General features: G+C 63.6%; 12 protein-coding genes and 2 pseudogenes. 6 read left to right on the top strand and 8 right to left on the bottom strand.

Translation table 11 applies throughout. From position 1 onward, the window contains the following. Nucleotides 1–48 precede the first annotated feature (48 nt). The gene (locus AC54T3_RS11420) at nt 49–2,082 is read right to left on the bottom strand and encodes an HAD-IC family P-type ATPase (protein WP_496624823.1); all 2,034 of its coding nucleotides are present in this window, start codon (nt 2,080–2,082) and stop codon (nt 49–51) included. A 161-nt stretch (nt 2,083–2,243) separates the two neighbouring features. Between AC54T3_RS11420 and AC54T3_RS11415 the strand changes: the two genes are divergently transcribed. The 4 genes from AC54T3_RS11415 (at nt 2,244) to phoU (ending at nt 7,773) form a co-directional block, all read left to right on the top strand. Continuing rightward, nucleotides 2,244–2,654, top strand: a complete 411-nt coding sequence (locus AC54T3_RS11415) for a DUF4389 domain-containing protein (protein WP_496624821.1) — start codon at nt 2,244–2,246, stop codon at nt 2,652–2,654. 32 nt (nt 2,655–2,686) lie between these two features. Beyond that, entirely contained in the window at nt 2,687–4,030 is a 1,344-nt protein-coding gene (locus tag AC54T3_RS11410; protein ID WP_496624819.1) for an erythromycin esterase family protein, read from the top strand. A gap of 161 nt (nt 4,031–4,191) precedes the next feature. Beyond that, nucleotides 4,192–6,909, top strand: a complete 2,718-nt coding sequence (locus tag AC54T3_RS11405; protein ID WP_496624817.1) for a UPF0182 family protein — start codon at nt 4,192–4,194, stop codon at nt 6,907–6,909. A gap of 129 nt (nt 6,910–7,038) precedes the next feature. After that, nucleotides 7,039–7,773 carry a phosphate signaling complex protein PhoU gene (gene phoU / locus AC54T3_RS11400; RefSeq protein ID WP_496624815.1) on the top strand — a complete coding sequence of 245 codons (735 nt, stop codon included), beginning with the start codon at nt 7,039–7,041 and terminating at the stop codon, nt 7,771–7,773. 72 nt (nt 7,774–7,845) lie between these two features. On the opposite strand, the gene pstB is transcribed toward phoU, so the two are convergent. The 7 genes and pseudogenes from pstB to AC54T3_RS11365 form a co-directional block, all read right to left on the bottom strand. Then, a complete protein-coding gene (gene pstB, locus AC54T3_RS11395; protein WP_496624813.1) occupies nt 7,846–8,709 on the bottom strand; it encodes a phosphate ABC transporter ATP-binding protein PstB in 864 nt (287 codons plus the stop codon). Between the two features lie 123 nt (nt 8,710–8,832). Then, nucleotides 8,833–9,639: pseudogene (gene pstA, locus AC54T3_RS11390) on the bottom strand (phosphate ABC transporter permease PstA); the annotation flags it as partial. A gap of 513 nt (nt 9,640–10,152) precedes the next feature. Further along, nucleotides 10,153–10,659: pseudogene (locus AC54T3_RS11385) on the bottom strand (DUF3333 domain-containing protein); the annotation flags it as partial. Next, nucleotides 10,652–12,043, bottom strand: a complete 1,392-nt coding sequence (pstC, locus tag AC54T3_RS11380) for a phosphate ABC transporter permease subunit PstC (RefSeq protein WP_496624811.1) — start codon at nt 12,041–12,043, stop codon at nt 10,652–10,654. The pseudogene AC54T3_RS11385 and the gene pstC, both read right to left, overlap by 8 nt. Before the next feature lie 127 nt (nt 12,044–12,170). Continuing rightward, entirely contained in the window at nt 12,171–13,214 is a 1,044-nt protein-coding gene (locus AC54T3_RS11375; protein WP_496624810.1) for a substrate-binding domain-containing protein, read from the bottom strand. A gap of 243 nt (nt 13,215–13,457) precedes the next feature. Next, nucleotides 13,458–14,696, bottom strand: coding sequence for an NAD(P)/FAD-dependent oxidoreductase (locus AC54T3_RS11370; RefSeq protein WP_496624809.1), 1,239 nt, complete (start codon nt 14,694–14,696; stop codon nt 13,458–13,460). A 42-nt stretch (nt 14,697–14,738) separates the two neighbouring features. After that, entirely contained in the window at nt 14,739–16,160 is a 1,422-nt protein-coding gene (locus AC54T3_RS11365; RefSeq protein ID WP_496624807.1) for a hypothetical protein, read from the bottom strand. A gap of 119 nt (nt 16,161–16,279) precedes the next feature. Here AC54T3_RS11365 and kaiC point away from each other — a divergent pair, with 119 nt between their 5' ends. Together kaiC and AC54T3_RS11355 are read left to right on the top strand one after the other, a co-directional pair. Next, a complete protein-coding gene (gene kaiC, locus AC54T3_RS11360) occupies nt 16,280–17,995 on the top strand; it encodes a circadian clock protein KaiC (RefSeq protein ID WP_496624805.1) in 1,716 nt (571 codons plus the stop codon). Beyond that, complete coding sequence (locus AC54T3_RS11355) at nt 17,992–18,306, top strand: circadian clock KaiB family protein (RefSeq protein ID WP_496624803.1); 315 nt, start codon at nt 17,992–17,994, stop codon at nt 18,304–18,306. The genes kaiC and AC54T3_RS11355 overlap by 4 nt, the downstream gene beginning before the upstream one ends. The last annotated feature ends 38 nt before the right edge of the window (nt 18,307–18,344 follow it).

Here is an 18,344-nt window from a genome sequence, read left to right as displayed (position 1 = left end):
TGCGCCTTTCCTCGGCGGAAAAGGGGCTTGGCTGAAGAAGCTTGCTAATCAGGTGAACTTATGCTCGGAGTCGAACGGGATCACGGCCCGGCGTTGATAGCCGCTGGTGTCGAAGCCGGCCTTCAGCCCCAGGGTGCGCAAGGCACCTTCGGTCGGCTCGCCGATCAGGCGCCATTGCCCCGCGTCCTCGATCACATCGGCATCGTTGCAGACCGCAAAAGCCTCGATCAGGGCCTGCAGGTCGGCATGCTCAGCCAGCTCGATGCCTGTGTTGTCGAACGAGAGATGCCCGTCCGGGGCGTAACCGACCCCAGCGATATCGTACTGGCCACGGGTGCTGATCAGATGCCGCGCGGTCATCTCGTTGCGCGTCAGGGTGCCGGTCTTGTCCGAGCAGATCACCGTCACCGAGCCGAGCGTCTCCACCGCCGGGAGTTTGCGGGTGATGGCGTTGCGCTGCGCCATCTGTTGCACACCAAGCGCGAGGGTGATAGTCATGATCGCCGGCAGGCCTTCGGGAATCGCTGCCACCGCAAAGCCGATCGCCGCCATCATCAGATCACCCCAGCCCCAGTGGTGGAGCAACCAGCCGGCCAGGGTCATGCCTGCTGCAAGGCCGAGAATCACCACCGAGAGCACCCGACCGAAAGCGCCCATCTGGCGGATCAGCGGCGTGACCAGGGTTTCGACCTCGGCGATCATGCGGTTGATGCGGCCGATTTCGGTGTGCGGGCCGGTGGCGGTGACCACGCCGAGGCCACTACCGGCGGCCACCAGGGTGCCGGAATAGCCCATGCTGAAGCGATCGCCGATGCTGGCATCATCGCGCACCGGCGCGACGCGCTTGGAGGCCGGCACCGACTCGCCGGTCAGCGCCGACTCCTCGACGCGCAGATTGGCCGCCTCAAGCAGGCGCAGATCGGCCGGGATGCGATCGCCAGCGCGCAGGCGCACCACATCACCCGGCACCAACTGCACGGCATCGATCTCGCTCCAGGCGCCATCGCGGCGCGCCAGTGCACTCGGCGAGAGCATCTTGCGAATCCCGGCCAGCGCCTCCTCGGCGCGCCCTTCCTGGACGAAACCGACGATGGCGTTGATCAGTACCACACCCAGGATCACCCAGGTATCGATCCAATGCCCCATGAACGCAGTGGCCACGGCGGCCGCGAGCAGTATGTAGATCAGGACATCGTGAAAATGCTTGAAGAAGCGCTTGATGGGGCCGTCGCGCGGCGGTTCCGGCAGCCGGTTCTCGCCGACGGCATCCAGCCGTCGCGCCGCCTCGGCGCCGCTGAGGCCCTGTGCTTCACTGTGCAGGGCCGCTAGCACAGCGCTGGCCTCGAGCGCGTGCGGGTCGCCGACGACGGTACCCTCAGCGGTATTTGGCGGCGCGCGCAAGGACTGCGCATCGGCGCGCAGGTCGAAGCCCCGCAGCAGCACCAGCGTGAGGAGGGCGCCGAGCAGAAACCACTCGGCACCGATCAGCCAGAGCAACACCGGCAGCCCCAACAGCAGGGTGCGGGTGCCCTGGTGGTAGTGGTTGCCGGCGCGATTCAGGGTATCGGCAATGGTCTCGATGGCCAGTCCTCGGAAATGCTTGTCGGGAAGACTGATCTGCAGCGCGGTCTGGTTGTAATCACGCACCGCCAGCGCGAAGCGCACGAAGGCGGTGAACAGCAACGCCGCGAGCAGGAGCAATTTGGCCTGCACGGCGGCTTCTCCGGTTGCTGCCAGGCTGAGCGCCTGGGACAGGCGATCGAGTCCCGAACCTTGCAGCGCGAAGCCGACCACCAGGAGTCCGAGCAAGAAGGTCACGGTGGCGAACAAGCTCGCCGAGAGCACCCAATTGCGCAGGGTGTTGACCGCCAGGATGCCGTGATCGCCCAGCTCCCGCATCACCTCCACCCAGGCATGGCGCAGCGTGTCCGCACGCGCCTGGTAGGCGCGTTCGGGATGCGCGGCGACGAGCCAGCGCAGATAAAGGTGGTAACCAAGCAGCAGCGCGAGGGCGAGCCCATCGGCGATCCAATCCAGGGTTGGACGGTCGAAGGCGGTGAGCAGTTGTTCGATGGTGATCATGGAAATCCAGCCAGCAGGTCGTCGATGGTCGATATCGTCGCTTTCGTTGTCATCTATTCTAGCGGCGTGCCAGGGCCAGATCAGGCGCATCAACAGCTGAATGATGCCGGTATGATACCGCTGCCGACACCCTGTCATATCCAACCGATTGAGGCCACCCCGTGCATCCACAAGATGACCAAATCCCAATTGCCCACGAGCCGCTCGATGCCTCCACCGTCACGACCGAGGCCCGTGGCGATGGCTGGCCGCACTTTGCCGATCACCCGAACCTGCTCATCCGCATCGGCTTGACGCTCCTGCAAGCGGTCTTCATGCTGCTGTACGCGCTGTTGTTCGAGGTGCTGAACTACAGCATCTTCGCGATCGCCATCCTGCAGTATCTGTCCATCATCGCCACCGGGCGCCCGATCTCGATGCTGCGCCGCTTCAACGAGTATTTATCGGCCTACATGGGCGATGTCGCCGGCTATTTGACCTGCGTCGATGCACGTCCACCCTTCCCGTTCTCGCGTCCGAGGGAGGCGCGGGGCATGCCTTACGCGCCGCGATGGCGCCGCGATGAAAAGTGACAGCCGCCGGTTCTCGAACAGGGAGAGATCACATGATGGTCCTGAACAATCCGCCTCGTAAGACCTTAGACCGATGCCTACTGGTGCTGCTGCTGATGCTTGGCTCGGAGCTGACCCTGGCCGAGGAGGCTTTGGTGAGCGCCTTGCGCGAGATCGCGATCCCGCTCGGCGCGCCACCCGACCTGTCTCCGTTGATCGAGCGGATCGCCCCGGCGCGAGTAGTGCTGCTGGGCGAGGCCAGCCACGGGACCTCTGAGTTCTACAGCCTGCGCGCCGAGATCAGCCGCGACCTGATCGCCGAGCATGGGTTTCGCTTCATCGCCGTCGAGGGGGACTGGAATGCGCTCTACCGCCTCAATCGCTACGTCAAAGGCTATGATCAGGACGCGACAAGCGCACGCGAGATCATGCGTACCTTCGAGCGCTGGCCGACCTGGATGTGGGCCAATGAGGAGACCGCCGCGCTGATCGAGTGGCTCAAGACCTACAATGCCAAGCTGCCAGCGGAGCGACGGGTCGGCTTCTATGGCCTCGATGTCTACGGCAAGGCCGACGCGCTGCGCGAGCTACCGGCCTCGATGGCGTTGATCGACGCCGAGGAGGCCGAGTGGCTGCGCGAGCAGTACGCACCCTTCGATGCGCTGGTGGACGATACCCGCGCCTATGTGCGAAGCCTTCAGCGCGGCGAAGACGGACTCGGCGGTAGCGCGCGCGCGGTGGTCGAGCGTCTGCGGGAGCAGCGCGATCACCTGGAGATCGATGCGGCGGAATATCTCCATCTCAAGCAGATGGCCTGGGTGGTGAAGAATGCCGAGCAGCATTACGGCGGCATGGCCGGCCGCGGCCCCGAGTCTTGGAATACCCGGGTCGATCACTTCTATCAGACGCTTCAGCGCCTGCTCGACTTCTATGGCACGGATGCGAAAGGGATTGTCTGGGCGCATAACACCCATGTCGGCGATGCGCGCGCAACCGACATGGCGCGTCAACAGCGGCGTAATATCGGTCAACTCGCCCGCGAGGGATTCGGGCCCGAGCAGGTCGCGGCGGTCGGCTTCGGCACCGAGCGCGGCCGCGTACTCGCCGGCCGCGCCTGGGAGGCACCGATGGAACGGATGACCGCGCCCCCGGCGGCGCCCGACAGCATCGAGGCCGCCATGCACGCGGCCGGTGATGGTGAGGATCTGCTGTTCCTGTTCGATGCCTCGGTCCCGGCGCCGCTGCGCCAACCCCATGGGCATCGCGCCATCGGCGTGGTCTACCGACCCGAGCGCGAGGTTCCCGGCAACTATGTGCCGACGGTGCTACCTCGACGCTACGACGCCTTTGTCTTCATCAATGAGACCGAGGCGCTGACGCCGATTCCGGCGCGCTGAGGGCGGGTTGCTCAGCCCGCACTCCGGCGCCGCTCAACAGACCAAGAGTATGATGTTCGCTACCGAGACCACTGAATTGAGCCCCCACTGGCAGGCTGGAAGACGCGCGTTGGCATCGGTCACCTCATGCGGGGGCCCTCAGCACACGGAGACAACCGTCGATGTCCTGGAAACCTCTACTCATCATCTTGGGCGTCGTTCTCGTCGCCGCCGGACTCCTCTTCGCCGTCTTCTATTTCAACGCCCTCGTCGTCGACCTCTGGTGGTTCAGCGCGCTCGACTATGGCCTGTACTTCTGGGCGCGGGTGCTCTACCAATCGCTCATCTTCCTGGTCGTCTCCCTCTTCTTCTTCCTGCTGTTCTTCCTCAACTTCTGGATCGGATCACGCTATTTGGGCGCGGAAACCCCGGCCCATTACGACCTCGAACATGGACCGACGCCCGACGATCCAACGGCGGTCGGCGCGGCCGCAAGACCCAGGTCCAAGTACCAACGGCTGTATGATCAGTTCCAGCGCGGTTCGCTGTGGTTCTACCTCCCGCTGTGCCTTGGCCTCGCCCTCCTGGTCGCACTGCCGGTGTTCTCGCACTGGGAGCAAGCGCTGCTGTTCTTCTTCGCGCCCAACAGCGGTCTGACCGACCCCGCCTTTGGCAAGGACATCAGCTACTACCTGTTTTCGCTGCCGCTGTTCTCCTTGATTTGGCATGAGCTGCTCGCGGCCTCGCTGATCCTGCTCATCGGTCTGGCCTCCCTCTATTGGCTTGAGCAGCAGATGGTCGCCGGATACGGTCGACAGATGCGCCGTGGCGCGAGAATCCACCTCGGACTCGCCATGGGCTTCGTGGTCCTGGTCGGTGTCTGGTATTTCGTCATGGACCGCCACATGCTGCTCTACAGCGATGCGCATGTGCCGATCTTTTCCGGCCCTGGCTATGTAGAGATGAGCTTCACCCTGGCGCTGATCTGGGCCTGCCTGATCCTGTTCCTGATCCTGGGCGCTCTGGCCATCCTGTATCTCGAAACGCGCAAGGGCCTGCTCGGCCTGCTGGCGGTTGCGATCCTGTTCGTCGGCACCCTGTCCTTCCGTTATTCGTCGTTCGTTCCGGAGCAGCTCCAGAAGTACGTCGTCAAGCCCAACGAACTCGATCTGCAGGCGCCTTACATCAAGCAGAATATCCAAGCGACACTCGCGGCCTACGATCTACAAGATGTCGAAACCCGGCAATACGCGGTGCAGGACATTCCCTGGGATACCGGCGCCACCGACTTCACGAAGACCCTGATCAATATCCCGATCTGGGATGAAGCCCTGCTGCGCCAGGTCTTCAAAGAACTCCAGGAGATTCGCGCTTACTACATCTTCAACACCTTGGACGTGGATCGTTATACGGTGAACGACCGTTACCAGCAGGTCGCGGTCGCCGCCCGCGAGATCGATCTCGACAAACTGCCGGCCGAATCCCGTAATTGGGTCAATGAATGGATGAAATATACCCACGGCTTTGGGGCCGTGATGGCCCCTACCTCGCAAATCCAGGCCGGCCCCATCGACTGGCTGATGCAAGGCATCCCGCCGCGCTCAAACTTCGATCTCGCCATCGAGCAGCCGGGCATCTATTACGGCACCGGACAGGCTTCGCCAGTGATCGCACCAAACGAGAGCGGCGAGATCGATTATGCCAGCGATGACGAGCTGGTCTTATCGGACTACGAGGGCAAGGGCGGCGTTGGTTTCTCGAGCCTGTTCCGGCGCGCCATCTTCGCGCTCTATTTTCGCGAGGTGAACCTGATCCTCACCAACCAAATCAACCAGGACAGCCGCATCCTGTTCCGACGTAATATCGCCGAGCGGATCGCGCGTTTGACGCCCTTTCTGCACCTCGACCCCCATCCCTACCCGGTCGTCACCTCCGAGCGGGTCTACTGGATTCAGGATACCTACACCCTGTCCTCTTGGTTCCCCTACGCGTTCTCGACAACGGCCGATGTCGATGGCGAGCGTCGCCACTTCAATTACATCCGCAACGCGGCCAAGGTCGTGGTCGACGCCTATGACGGCAGCGTCGACTATTACATCACCGAGCCCGATGATCCCATCATTCGCGCCTATGCCCGCGCCTATCCCGGCTTGCTCAAGGATTTCGACGAGATGCCGGAGGAGCTGAAGCAGCATGTGCGCTATCCGAAACGCCTGTTCAACATCCAGCTCGATGTCTACGGCCGGTATCACCAGACCGACCCGGGCACCTTCTTCAAACAGGAAGATCTCTGGGAGTTTTCCGAAGTGCAGTGGGAGGACGAGCTGCATGTGATGACGCCCTACTATGTGACCATCAATCTGCTCGATCCGGACCGGTTCGAGTTCAGCCTGCTCGCCCCGATGACCCCCAGGGACAAGAACAACATGCGAGCCCTGTTGGTGGTCGGAAACGACGGTGAAAACTATGGCCGTATCATGGCCTACAGCTTCCCGCGCGGCTCACTCGTCTATGGTCCCGCGCAGGCGGATGGTTTCTTGAAGCAGGATCCGATCGTCACCCAGGAATTCGCACTCTGGAACCGTCGGGGCGCGCAAGCCCAGCGTGGCCGGCTCATCGTCATGCCAATCGATGGGGTGATCACCTATGTCCAAGGCGTCTTCCTGAAGGCTGAGACGCGCGCGAACATCCCGCAACTGGTGCGCTTCATCACCAACGTTGGCTATCGGGTCTCGATGGAGCCTTCATTGGACGGGGCCTTCAATGCCCTCAACCGGACAGTGCTGCACGAGGATGACCCGTCCCAGATCGTGCCTCCGGTTTCACCCCCGGTCGCGCCGCTGGTTCCCGATCCGAACGATAACCAACTGCTGCCATCGGCGCCCACTGAGGACGACTGAGACGAAGCTCGCAGCGCGAGCAGGCGGCCATCCAATCGCAGCGCTGGGAGAGAGAAAAGCCTCTTTCCCAAGCGCTTCTATGCGAAAATTCAATCACTCATTCTTTCCCGACACCAGAGACTAAAAGCAATGCAGCCGCATGACGATCACCATCACATCGTAAGCGCCTACGACCTCGAACTGGCCCATCTCCGCAGCCTAGTTGTTGAGATGGGCACCTCGGTGGTGCAACAGACGCGTACTGCGGTCGAAGCACTCACGCAGAGCAGTCATGCCAACGCAAGTGCCGTGATCGACCGCGACCCAGAGATCGACGCCCAGAGCCTCGCCGCCGATGAAGAGGTGTTTCGGGTCATCGCCAAGCGCCAGCCAACGGCGATCGACCTGCGCCTGGTCTTGGCGACCGCGCGCATCGTCGGCGATCTGGAGCGCGCGGGCGACAAGGCCAAGCGCATCGCCAAGCACACCCTGAAGCTGCTCGAGGCCGAGACGCCCCCCCCCCTTGTGCCCGAGCAGGCACTCAAGCCCATGCACAAGCTGATGGAGATTGACTGTGAACTGCTACAGGGCGCCATTGCCGGTCTCGTTGAGGCCGATCTCGACAAGGCGATCGCCGTCTTCAAGGCCGAGTCGCAACTCAATGACGCGAGTGAGCAGTTGCGCACCGCCCTCTTCGATCCCGCCGCAGGGCTGAGCGGCGACCACTTCGCTGGCTTGCTGACGATTACCCATGCGCTCGAGCGCACCGGCAATCACGCCAACAATATCGCCGAACAGGTGATCTATGTGATCACCGGTGAAGATGTGCGCTTCCGCAACCGCGAGCTGCTCATCGATAGCCTGAGCAACCGGCGCCCCGCCTAATCACCGCCGCGAGTCACCCGCTTATCCCGAGCGGGCACCGATCGCCCCGGCCCGCGCCGGGGCATTAGCACCTTAGCCGAAGCGCCCGGTAATGTAGTCATTCGTCAGCTTGTGCTGCGGCTGATTGAAGATGTCATCGGTGGTGCCGACCTCGACCAGATCGCCGAGGTGGAAGTAGGCGGTGCGCTGGGAGACGCGCGCCGCTTGCTGCATCGAGTGCGTGACGATGGCAATCGTGTACTGCGCGCGCAGCTCATCGATCAGCTCCTCGATGATCGCGGTCGCGATCGGGTCCAGGGCCGAGCAGGGCTCGTCCATCAGGATCACCTCGGGTGAGACCGAGAGGGTGCGGGCGATACAGAGGCGCTGCTGTTGACCGCCGGAGAGACCGGTACCGGGCGCGTCGAGCCGGTCCTTGACCTCCTTCCACAGGCCTGCGCGCTGCAAGCTGGTCTCGACCAATTCATCGAGTTCGGCGCGGTTGTTGGTCAGTCCATGGATACGGGGGCCGTAAGCGATGTTCTCGTAGATCGACTTCGGGAACGGGTTTGGCTTCTGGAACACCATGCCGACGCGGGCGCGCAGTGGCACCACATCGATGCTGTTGTCCTGGATCTCCTGGTCGTCGAGCTGGATCGAGCCCTCCACCCGCGCTGTCGAGATGGTGTCGTTCATCCGGTTCAGGCAGCGCAGGAAGGTCGACTTACCGCAGCCCGAGGGGCCGATCATCGCGATCACCTCGTTCTGCCCGATATCGAGGCTGACGTTCTTGATCGCGTGGTTGTTGTCGTACCAGACGTTGACATCCCGACAGCGCATGCGCGGATTCGGCGAGGTAATCTCGCCGACCGTGGTCGCGGTGGACTGATCTTTGACCAGATCATCGGAGGTCCGGTTAGTGGGTTTCGCTAATATGGCTTCGGCGGTCGTGTTCATTGGAGACTCTGAAGATGGGCGATGAGGCTCGGATGACGCGGGCGCCTCGACAGCGACCTTCGAGACATCATCCAGGTTGTTCATGTTCGTTTACTGCTCGTGCACCGCAGCAATAGCTACAGGCTACCAGCGCCGCTCAAAGCGCCGACGTAGTAGCACCGCAGTCAGATTCATCAGGATCAGGAAGGCCAGCAGCACCATGATCGCGGCCGATGTGCGTTCGAGGAAACCGCGCTCCGGACTATCCGCCCAAAGGAAGATCTGCACCGGCAGCACCGTCGCCGAATCGGTAAATCCCTGGGGTACATCAACAATGAAGGCGATCATGCCGATCATCAACAAGGGCGCACTCTCGCCAAGGGCCTGCGCCATGCCAATGATGGTGCCGGTCATCATGCCCGGCAGCGCCAAGGGCAGCACATGGTGCATCCTGGCCTGCAGCGGCGAGGCGCCAACCCCGAGCGCGGCCTCGCGGATCGAGGGCGGCACCGATTTCAGCGCCGCGCGGCTGGCGATGATGATGGTCGGCAGCGTCATCAAGGTCAGCACCATCGCCGCCACCAGCGGTGTCGAGCGCGGCACGCCGAAGAAGTTGATGAAGACCGCCAGACCCAGTAGACCGAAAACGATCGACGGCACCGCCGCCAGGTTATTGATATTCACCTCGATCAGGTCGGTAAAGCGATTCTTCGGCGCGAACTCCTCCAGATATAGCGCCGCGCCAACCGCGATCGGGAACGAGAACAGCAGCGTCAGCGCCAGGGTGTAAAACGATCCCAGCACCGCGCCGCCGATACCGGCGAGTTCAGGCTCGCGCGAGGTCCCGTTGGTGAAGAAGAGCAGGTTGAAGCGCTTGCTGAGCAGACCATCGTGCTGCAACTGCAGCACCCAGGCGAGTTGCTGATCACTGAGTCGGCGCGCATCCTCGGGGGTGGTCAGCTCGATGATTTGCCAGGCGCCCGACTCGGCCGGCGCCGCCGAGGCCGGTGGCACCAGCACCTCACCGCGGGCGCGATCCGCCTCCAGGGCCACCAGCTTGATCAGGCCGTCGTTGATGCGCAGCAGGAAGCTCGGCGCATCGGCACTCAGCACCAGCTCATCGCTGCCTGTGGCCTCCTCGCGCAGGGCCTGAATCCTGGTCTCCAAGCGCTCGATATCGCGCTCGTTGCGGGCAATCTCACGTTCGAACTCGTCGGCTTGCTCTTCCAGGAGATCGGATCGCTCGAGTTGATTGGCCCGCAGGTCGCGATCGCTCTGCGTCAGTCCCTGCTGGCGCTCGAGTTCATCGGCCACGTCGGTGAGACGCTTGCGTGCCTGCTCGAGGATGGGCAGCAGGGCGCTGTCACTGCCCTCGATCCTCACCTCGTCACCGCTTTCGCCCATGCGGCCTTCGAGCCTCAGCGTACCGGCGCCTCCCGAGCGCACGATCGGTGTGGAGCGGCCTTTCATGAACATGTCGACATCGTCATCGACGAGCAGACGCACCGACTGCTCGGTGCCGATCACGGTCGGGTCATCGGTCACCATGCGCCGCAGTTGCAGCGGCGCGCCCGGACTCAACAGCGCATCCAGGTTGCGCCGCTCGGTGCGACCGGTGACCTGCGGAAACTCAGCGTGCAAGGCATCAAGGGCGAGCTTCCTGAAGTTCACGGCTCTGAGCTGACGCGCGACCTCGGTCTCATCGAGCGCTCCGTCATGCAGCGTCCCGTTCGGATCGATCGCCTTGGCCTCGAAGGCCACCGGCAGCTCGACGTAGGACTGAAAGAAGGCGGTGTAGCCCTCGCTGATGATGCTCACGAAAAGGATCAGCACAAAGCTGAGCCCCAGCACCACACCGCTGGCGCCAAGCAGCCGGAAGCGGCGCTCGGAGGCATAGCGACGCTTGAGGCTGGCCTCAACGATCTCTTTCGGACTGCGGGCGGGGCCGCTGGCGGTGGTTGAATTAGTCATACTGTTCACGGTATTTACGCACGATGTGCAGCGCGATGACATTGAGGATTAGCGTGACGACAAAGAGAGTGAGCCCGAGCGCGAAGGCGGCCAGGGTCTTGGCGCTGTCGAACTCCTGATCACCAGTAAGCAAGGTGACGATCTGCACGGTGACGGTGGTGACGCTCTCCAACGGATTCGCGGTCAGATTCGCGGCCAGGCCAGCGGCCATCACCACGATCATGGTCTCGCCGATGGCGCGTGAGACCGCCAGCAGCACACCACCGACGATGCCCGGCAGCGCGGCCGGAAAAATCACCCGACGGATGGTCTCGGACTGCGTGGCGCCGAGCGCATAAGAGCCGTCGCGCAGCGATTGCGGCACGGCATTGATCACGTCCTCGGAGAGTGAGGAGACGAACGGGATGATCATGATGCCCATCACCAAGCCCGCCGCGAGCGCGCTCTGAGAGGCGATATCCAGGCCAACGCTCTCGCCGAATCCGCGCAAAAAGGGCGCCACGGTCAGCGCGGCAAAGAAGCCATAGACCACGGTCGGGATGCCGGCCAGAATCTCGAGCACCGGCTTGGCCCAGGCGCGCACCGTGCGCGGCGCGTATTCGGCCAGATAGACGGCCGAGAGCAGCCCAATCGGCACCGCCAGCACCATGGCGATAAAGGAGATTAGCAAGGTGCCGGTGAATAGCGGGATGGCGCCAAAGGCCCCAGAGGCGCCAACCTGCTCGGCGCGCAGCGCGATCTGTGGACTCCATTTGGTGCCAAACAGGAACTCGGTCCAAGGCACCTTTTGGAAGAAGCGGATCGACTCGAACAGCACCGACAGAACGATGCCGAGCGTGGTCAGGATCGCGATCGACGAGAACAGGATCAGCACCAGCATCGCGATCGACTCGACCCGATTGCGGGCGCGGAAGCTGGGTTTGGCGTGTTGCCAGCCCCAGGCCATTCCGGCGAGCACCAAGGCCGAGATCAGTCCCCAGAGCGCGAGGTCGGCGATGCCCTCGAGACGTCGATAGTGTTCGGCGGCGGCGGCGACCTCGGGACTGATCTCGCCCGAGGAGATATTGCCCGTGGCCACACTGCGGATGTCGCTGACTAGCAGGCTGAGCCGACCCTTGGAGAGGTCTGCGGTTACCTCTGGCGGCAGCTCGGCGACGGTCAGCGCGGTCAGGATCTGCTCCTGCAGCCCAATCCAGAACAACAGCAGCAGCAGCGCCGGCAGACCGGCCCAGAGCGCCGCGTAGTAGCCGTAATAGGCGGGAAGAGAATGCAGGCGATTGATCTGGGAAACGCCGCCAACCACGCTAATGGCGCGTTTACGCCCGAGGTGATAGGCCAGCGCCATGGCGGCCAGAACAACGAACAACAACAGCGTGGGGCTCATAGCGGCTAGTGTTCTTTAACAAAAGACAAAATAACAATCATGCAAGACGCCGGCAGCCCTTACGGGCCACCGGCGTTCATCAGCCGCGATGCCGCCTGGAGACGACATCAGGGCATCGAGCCAACCTTTACTTAGGGCTCGACATCGGCTCCAGGTTCTGTGCGGTCTTGGCGACGTCAGCCCGCATGTCTTCCGGCAGCGGGATCAGACCCTTATCAACCAGGTAGCCATCCGGCCCCCAAGCGTTGTCGCTGGTAAAGGCGGTGACGAACTCCTGGATGCCAGGAATGGTGCCGACATGGGCGTTCTTGACATAGAAGAAGAGCGAGCGCGACACCGGATAGTCGCCGCTGGCGATGTTGTCGAAGGTTGGCTCGACACCATCGATGATGGTGCCCTGCAGCTTGTCGGCGTTCTGATCCAGGAAGCTGAAGCCGAAGATGCCGAGTGCATCGGCGTTCCGGTCGAGCTTCTGCACGATCAGATTGTCGTTCTCGCCGGCCTCGACATAGGCGCCATCTTCACGCACGGTGCGGCAGATCGACTTGTACTTCGACTTGTCCTCGCCCTTAATGTCGGCGATCCAGTCGAAGGTCTTGCAGCCCCCTTCCATCGCGATCTCGGCGAAGGCGTCACGGGTACCAGAGGTCGGCGGTGGGCCGAGCACCTCGATGGCAACATCGGGCAGCTCAGAATTCACCTCCTTCCAGGTCTTATAGGGGTTCGGGACCAGCTCCTCGCCGCCCTCTGGGTTCGGCACATCCTTGGCCAGCGCCAGCCAGACGTCGCGCAGCGACAGCTCCAGTTGCGGTGCCTTCTTCGAGTTGGCGATGGCGATGCCGTCGTAGCCGATCTTGACCTCAGTGATCTCCTCGACGCCGTTCTTCTGGCACTGTTCGAACTCCGAGACCTTCATCCGACGCGAGGCATTGGTGATGTCGGGTTGCTGAACGCCGACGCCCGCGCAGAACAGCTTCATGCCGCCGCCCGAGCCGGTCGACTCGATCTTTGGCGTCGGGAACTCGGTGGTGTTACCGAAGCGCTCCGCGACGGTTGTGGCAAACGGGAAGACTGTCGACGAGCCGACGATGTTGATGGTGTCGCGGGCCATTGCCTGCGACGACATCGAAAGCGCGCCTAGGACAGCAACGGCAAGTACAGATTTCTTCATGGAGAGACTCCAGCAGCGGTGAATCGAGCCTCGTATTTTCAACCTGAAGTGTTGTTGTATAGTGACAGTCTCATGACGATTTTATGACACCGCCTAAGCGCCACCCGCACTTTATAGTCGCGGCCTTGATCAATCGCCAGAATGACCAAGGATCTCGCGTAAGCTTTTGAAGCGGATGGCCTGATGTGCATTTTGTTAGGGCCTCTAAGTCTACCTGAATCCTCGGGTATCTTCACCATTCTGTCAGCCATCGTGCCGCACTGGCGCGGGCTGCGAGATCAGGAGCCGGAGCAATTCGACCGGGGCCAGCACCCGCCGTGGCGGCGCGGCGCCAAAACAGACCTGGATCAGGGTATCGACCAACCGCTGACCCTTGGCACCGCGTCCGAACAGCCGGTCGAACACCCAGGGCGTGAAGGCATGCCGCTGAGCCAACTGCATCAGCAGAAACAGCGAACCAAAGCGCTGGCGCAGGCTGGAGGAATAGCCGGCAAGCGCCGCCGCCGGCAGCATTCCCTCGGCGGGGGCTTGGCGCAGCGCCGCCAGAATCGACGCCGCCGCCAGTTGCGCCGATTCCAGCGCGTAGTCGATCCCCTCTCCGGTGAACGGATTGACCAAGCCGGCCGCCTCGCCCACCGCGAGCAGGCCATCGGCGCGCGTCGGTGCGCGCAGGAAATCACTGCGGATCGGATAGCCCGCGATGGCGCTCGCCGCCTGGCCGTTGGCGCTGAGCCGGGATAGCGTGGGATGCTGGGTGAAGAGTTGGGATAACAGCGAGGCCGCGCTGACGCCGCCGCTGCCGCCGCCGCTGCCGCTATACCAGTAGCCGAGGTTGGCGCTGTTCGGTCCGGTCGGGAACAGCCAGGCATACCCGGGCAAGGGCAGATGATCGAAGAAAAAGCGCAGATCCGGCCCAGGCGGCGGTATCGCCGGCAAGTAGCAGCGCGCGGCAATGCTATGCACCGGGCCGCTCGGCGCCAGCGGCGTGTGCTTGATCAGCGACAACGCGGCGCCGGTCGCGATGACGACGAGCCGCGCCGGCAGCGTCTCGCCATCGAGTTCGACACCGCCGCTCGAGCACAGGGTACGCACATGCCCCACGCGGAACTGCGCCCCCGCCGCGAGCGCCTGCTGCTGGAGCAGATGATCGAAGCGCTGGCGCGGCAACACCAGGGTTCGGTTCGGCAGCGCGCCATCGCCGATGATCGCCGTCTCGGCCTCGGCACCGCTTGGCGCGCGAAACCGAATCCGGGTCGCCTGATGGGCCTCGGCGGCAACTGCGTCCAAGAGCCCCAGATCGGCGAGCGCGTGCTGAGCGCGCGGACTCAGGCAATCGCCGCAGACCTTGTCGCGCGGAAATGCGGATTTGTCGATCAACAGGGTCGAAACGCCGGCCCGCGCAAGATGATAGGCCGTCGCACTACCGGCGGGACCGGCGCCGACGACGATGACCTGCTGATGCTGATGCTGATGCTGGTTCATGTTCAGGCTCAGGCCGGTCAAGCTGGACGCTGACAAGGCTGATCAGAGCGCACAGCGTGGCACGCGCAGGCGTCGATGCGCGAGTTCCCCGCCACAGGGCTGTCCACGCACCTCGGCAAGCACCCGACCCGACTCATCGCTCAAACGCCAATCGGCAACCCCGATCTCTTCGCTGATGAAGAAATGTCGCACCGCGAAGCGGTCGCGGCGCAGCAGCGGAATGCGATGCAGCACGCGATTCTCCAAGGTCAACCGCAGCCCATCGGCCTCGGCCTTGATCCGCCGCCGCAGCGGCCGGCACACGCCCAGGACCGGATCGCGCGTCTGCTCTACCCAGTCCAGCCGCAGCGCCTCGGCTCTGAAGCGATGCTGGCGGGCCTTGCCATCCTGTTGCCAGCAGACCTCGAGATAGCGCAACGCCTGACTGCCTGAATAGGTCTGCAGCACCAGCGCCTCGCCGGTCTCGGCCTTGGGCACGAAGAGAAAATCCCAGCCCTGCAACGGCAGCGGCCGAATCCCGAAGCTATGCTCTGCGTAGCCGCTAGCAGCCTGCCAGGCAATGCGCGCATGGCCGGCCTTAAGGCGCGCGTGTAATGCCGCCGAAGCATACGAGGGGTTATCGCCACCGGGCGTTTGCGCGAGCCCGCTCAGCAGGCCGGGCTGAAGCACCAGCTCGCCGTCCGAGCGCGCCACCGGCGAGGCGCATTGGACCTGCCAATGCGCGCCGAGTGCGCGTCCGAGCCAGCCGTCGAGGTCGGCATCGAGCGCGCTGGGCAAGGCGGTTTCCGGTAGGCCGACATGCGACAGATGCAACTTGAGCCCGGCGCCGGCCTCGATGTGAAGCACGGCCCGGGACGCATCCGTTTGCTCCAGCTCGAGGCGGCAATGCGCGTCGCGAGCGCGGAGTCCGGCTGTGGCGGATGACGACTTGCCGGGCAGGTCGAACTCGCTGGGCGGATCGAACTCGCAGGACGCGGGTGCAAACAGGTGCATCCAGCACAGCTCGGCGGTATCGTCTGCAAAGAGCGGGCCAGCATCGGTGTCGGCGCCAGGGCTGGTATCAGCGCCGGTGCCAGTTTCGGTGCCAGTGCCAGTGCTGGCACCAGCGCCGCTATCAGCGTCGGCGGCCGCCATTCTCGGCAAGGGCGGGCGATCGATCACCCCGGCGACGATCAGCAGCAGCCCACCTTCGGCGATGCGCGCAAAGCGACGATCGGGATTGACTAGGGCAAGGCCGACGATGCCGTGAAAGGCCTGCGAGAGCACCGAGAAATAGCGCCATTCGACGAAGGACGCGCGCGCCAGCCCAAGCAGCGACGGCGGCGCGATCGGGAAGCGACGCGCCGGCTCGCCATCCGCTACCGCAGTATCGATCCGCGTGTGCGCGCTCGCATCGACCAGCACGCGAGCACCAGCATCCGCGAGCACAGCATCCCGATAATACGGCCAACGCCAATGGAACATAGAGCCCCCGTCAACGACCTAAACACCTCATCGCATCGACCGGCACCTAAAAACTGCACTTCCGTTAAGATACGGCCATAACGCCTTATGACCAAGCAACGTTCCAATGTAGAGCGCGCGTGAGCACAGTACAAACTACACTCCCCAAGGCTCCCACCGGTATCTCGGGGCTCGATGAGATCACCGGCGGCGGCCTCCCCCGCAGCCGGCCGACCCTGATCTGCGGCGGCGCGGGCTGCGGCAAGACCCTCTTGTCGATGGAATTCCTCTTCCGAGGCGCGACCGAATTCGGCGAGCCGGGCGTGTTCATGGCCTTCGAGGAGACCGCCGCCGAGCTGACCCAGAACGTCGCCTCGCTGGGCTTCGACCTCGACGACCTGATCGCCCGGGGGCTGCTCGCGCTCGATTTCGTCGCCATCGAGCGCAGTGAGTTCAGCGAGACCGGCGATTTCGATCTCAGCGGCCTGTTCGTCCGGCTCGGCTACGCCATCGATGCCATCGGCGCCAAGCGCGTGGTGCTCGACACCATCGAGACCCTGTTCACCGGGCTGCCCAACCCCGCCATCCTGCGCGCAGAGCTGCGGCGCCTGTTTCGCTGGCTCAAGGAGAAGGGCGTCACCGCGATCATCACCGCCGAGCGCGGGGACGGTCAGCTCACGCGCCAAGGTCTTGAAGAATATGTCTCGGACTGCGTCCTCACGCTCGATCACCAGGAGCGCGACCTGATCTGGACACGACGCTTGCGGGTGTTGAAATACCGCGGCTCCAGCCACGGCACCAATGATTATCCCTTCCTGATCGACGAAGACGGCATCTCGGTGCTGCCCATCACCTCGGTCGGACTGGATCAGGCCGTCAGCTTTGAGCGCATCTCCAGCGGCATCCCCCGGCTCGACACCATGCTCGGGGATGCGGGCTATTATCGCGGTAGCAGCGTGCTCGTCTCCGGCACCGCCGGCACCGGCAAGTCGAGCCTGTCAGGACATTTTGCCGACGCCACCTGTCGTCGAGGCGAGCGGGTGCTGTACTTCGCGTTCGAGGAGTCGCAATCGCAGATCATCCGTAACATCGGCTCTATCGGTGTCGATCTGGGCCAATGGGTGGAACAGGATCAACTGCGCTTTCATGCCGCGCGCCCCACCCTGGCCGGCTTGGAGATGCATCTGACGCTGATCCATCGCGCCGTCGAGCGGTTTCAGCCCTCGGTGGTGATCCTGGACCCGATCAACAGCTTCATCGCCGGCAGCAATCAGCTCGAGGTCAAGGCGATGCTGACGCGCTTGATCGACTTCCTCAAGCATCGCCAGATCACCGGGCTGTTCACCAATCTGACCTCGGGCGGCGCCTCCGTCGAGGCCACCGATTCGGCCATCTCCTCCCTCATCGACACCTGGCTGTTGCTCATGGCCGTCGACACCGGCGGCGAGCGCAACCGTGTCCTCAGCATTCTGAAATCGCGCGGCATGGCGCACTCCAACCAGACCCGGGAGTTCCGCATCACCAGCCAGGGCATCGAGCTGCGCGACGTCTACGTCGGCCCGAGCGGGGTGTTGACCGGCTCGGCACGCCTCGCGCAAGAGTCCGCCGAACGCGCTGAGCTGCTCGAACGCCGTCAGGAGATCGAGCGCCACCAACGCGACCTCGAGCAACGCCGCACCCTGCTCGCGGCGCAGATCGCCGCCCTGCAGCAGGAGTATCAGGCGCGCGAGGCGGAGACCATCGCCCTGATCGAGCGCGAACAGCGCCGCGAGGCGCGCTCACGCGAGGTGCAGGCCTCGATGGCCTCATCACGGCGGGCCGACGCCGCGCAATCGCAGGAGTCACCGGCTTCATGAGTGCATCATCCGATACCGAGGAGCTGTGGACCCTGCGCCTCTACATTGCCGGACAGACGCCGAAATCCATCGCCGCGTTCGCCAATCTGCAGGCGATGTGCGAGGCGCACCTGGCTGGCCATTATCAGATCGAGGTGGTGGATCTGCTCGAGCAGCCGCAACTGGCTCAAGGAGATCAGATCCTGGCCATCCCCACCGTGGTGCGTCGGCTGCCATTGCCGATCCGCAAGATCATCGGAGACCTTTCCGATACCGAACGCGCGCTCGTTGGACTGGATCTCCGTCCAGCGCCCCCTCCTAGCAGCCGTTAGCGGCCGATTGCCGCCTCTCTCCGGTCTGCGGCTAACGC

The organism is Halochromatium sp. NSM3, from assembly GCF_059621085.1.
Note: the sequence above shows the minus strand (reverse complement) of the source record. Positions and strands in the feature narration are given on the sequence as shown.

Coding starts and splice junctions, on each gene's coding strand:
- AC54T3_RS11420 (WP_496624823.1), bottom strand. CDS start 2,082: ATGATCACCATCGAACAACTGCTCACCGCCTTCGACCGTCCAACCCTG.
- AC54T3_RS11410 (WP_496624819.1), top strand. CDS start 2,687: ATGATGGTCCTGAACAATCCGCCTCGTAAGACCTTAGACCGATGCCTA.
- AC54T3_RS11405 (WP_496624817.1), top strand. CDS start 4,192: ATGTCCTGGAAACCTCTACTCATCATCTTGGGCGTCGTTCTCGTCGCC.
- phoU (WP_496624815.1), top strand. CDS start 7,039: ATGCAGCCGCATGACGATCACCATCACATCGTAAGCGCCTACGACCTC.
- pstB (WP_496624813.1), bottom strand. CDS start 8,709: ATGAACACGACCGCCGAAGCCATATTAGCGAAACCCACTAACCGGACC.
- pstC (WP_496624811.1), bottom strand. CDS start 12,043: ATGAGCCCCACGCTGTTGTTGTTCGTTGTTCTGGCCGCCATGGCGCTG.
- AC54T3_RS11375 (WP_496624810.1), bottom strand. CDS start 13,214: ATGAAGAAATCTGTACTTGCCGTTGCTGTCCTAGGCGCGCTTTCGATG.
- AC54T3_RS11370 (WP_496624809.1), bottom strand. CDS start 14,696: ATGAACCAGCATCAGCATCAGCATCAGCAGGTCATCGTCGTCGGCGCC.
- AC54T3_RS11365 (WP_496624807.1), bottom strand. CDS start 16,160: ATGTTCCATTGGCGTTGGCCGTATTATCGGGATGCTGTGCTCGCGGAT.
- AC54T3_RS11355 (WP_496624803.1), top strand. CDS start 17,992: ATGAGTGCATCATCCGATACCGAGGAGCTGTGGACCCTGCGCCTCTAC.